The sequence below is a fragment of the Muricoccus vinaceus genome (assembly GCF_042433125.1).
Taxonomy (GTDB): domain Bacteria; phylum Pseudomonadota; class Alphaproteobacteria; order Acetobacterales; family Acetobacteraceae; genus Roseomonas; species Roseomonas vinacea.
The window spans coordinates 1-1,773 of sequence record NZ_JBHLVZ010000131.1; the positions used below are offsets into that span (position 1 = coordinate 1).

The following is a 1,773-nucleotide window of genomic DNA, read 5'->3' on the forward strand; positions in this document are numbered from 1 at the left end:
CCGGAGGGGTTCTGGCGTCGCGAGATGGGCCGGGTGTCCTGGATGCGGGCGCCGACCAGGATCAAGAACACGAGCTTTGAGGGCGACGTCTCGATCCGCTGGTTCGAGGACGGGGTGCTCAACATCAGCGAGAGCTGCCTGGACCGGCACGTGGAGGGCGGGCGGGGCGACCAGGTGGCGATCGTCTGGGAGGGCGACGACCCGAACTCGGACCAGCGGGTGACCTATCGCGACCTGCTGGCGCGCGTGTGCCGCCTGGCCAATGCCATGAAGGCGCTCGGCGTGCGGCGCGGCGACCGGGTGTCCATCTACCTGCCCATGATCGTCGAGGCGGCGGTGGCCATGCTGGCCTGCGCGCGGCTCGGCGCCGTGCACTCCATCATCTTCGGCGGCTTCTCGCCCGACAGCCTGGCCAGCCGGGTGCAGGACTGCGAGAGCACGCTGCTGATCACCGCCGACGAGGGCCGCCGCGGCGGCCGCACGGTGCCGCTCAAGGCCAATGCCGACGAGGCGCTCAGGTCCTGCCCCACGGTCAAGGCGGTGATCGTGGCCCGCAACACCGGCGGCAAGGTCGAGATGCAGGAAGGGCGCGACCACGACTGGGCGACGCTGTGTGACGCGCAATCCGCCGAGTGCGCCCCCGAGCCCATGGGGGCGGAGGACCCGCTCTTCATCCTCTACACCTCGGGCTCCACCGGAAAGCCCAAGGGCGTGCTGCACACCACCGGCGGCTACGCCGTCTGGGCCGCCTTCACCCACGAGATCGTCTTCGACTACCGCCCGGGCGAGGTCTACTGGTGCACCGCCGACGTGGGCTGGGTCACCGGCCACACCTACATCGTCTACGGCCCGCTCGCCAACGGCGCCACCACCCTGATGTTCGAGGGCGTGCCGAACTGGCCCGACACCAGCCGCTTCTGGCGGGTCATCGACAAGCACCAGGTCAACATCTTCTACACCGCGCCCACCGCCATCCGCGCCCTGATGCGCGAGGGCGAGGAGCCCGTGAGGAAGACGTCCCGCAAGTCCCTGCGCGTCCTCGGCTCGGTGGGCGAGCCCATCAACCCCGAGGCCTGGCTCTGGTACTACCGCGTGGTCGGCGAGGAGCGCTGCCCGATCGTCGACACCTGGTGGCAGACCGAGACCGGCGGCATCCTGATCTCGCCGCTGCCCGGCGCGGTGGCGCAGAAGCCGGGTTCCGCCACCCTGCCGCTGCCCGGCGTGTTCCCGGCGCTCGTCGACAACGAGGGCAACCTGCTGGACGGCGCGGTGGAGGGCAACCTCGTGATCACCGACAGCTGGCCCGGGCAGATGCGCACCGTGTTCCGCGACCACGAGCGCTTCGTCCAGACCTACTTCTCCACCTTTCCCGGCAAGTACTTCACCGGCGACGGCGCGAGGCGCGACGCCGACGGCTACTACTGGATCACCGGGCGCGTGGACGACGTGCTCAACGTGTCCGGCCACCGCATGGGCACCGCCGAGATCGAGAGCGCCCTCGTCGCCCACCCCAAGGTGGCCGAGGCCGCCGTGGTCGGCATGCCCCACGAGATCAAGGGCCAGGGCATCTACGCCTACGTCACCCTGAACGCCGACGAGGAACCCACCGACGCGCTCCGACGCGAGCTCGTCGCCTGGGTGCGCCGCGAGATCGGCCCCATCGCCTCGCCGGACGCCATCCAGTGGGCGCCGGCCCTGCCCAAGACACGCTCGGGCAAGATCATGCGGCGCATCCTCCGCAAGATCGCCGCCAACGAAACCGACAGCCTCGGC

General features: G+C 70.4%; 1 protein-coding gene. It reads left to right on the plus strand.

From position 1 onward, the window contains the following. Positions 1–1,773 (plus strand): acetate--CoA ligase (gene acs / locus ACFFIC_RS29930; RefSeq protein WP_377057273.1); only part of this gene is annotated, 1,773 nt, incomplete at both ends.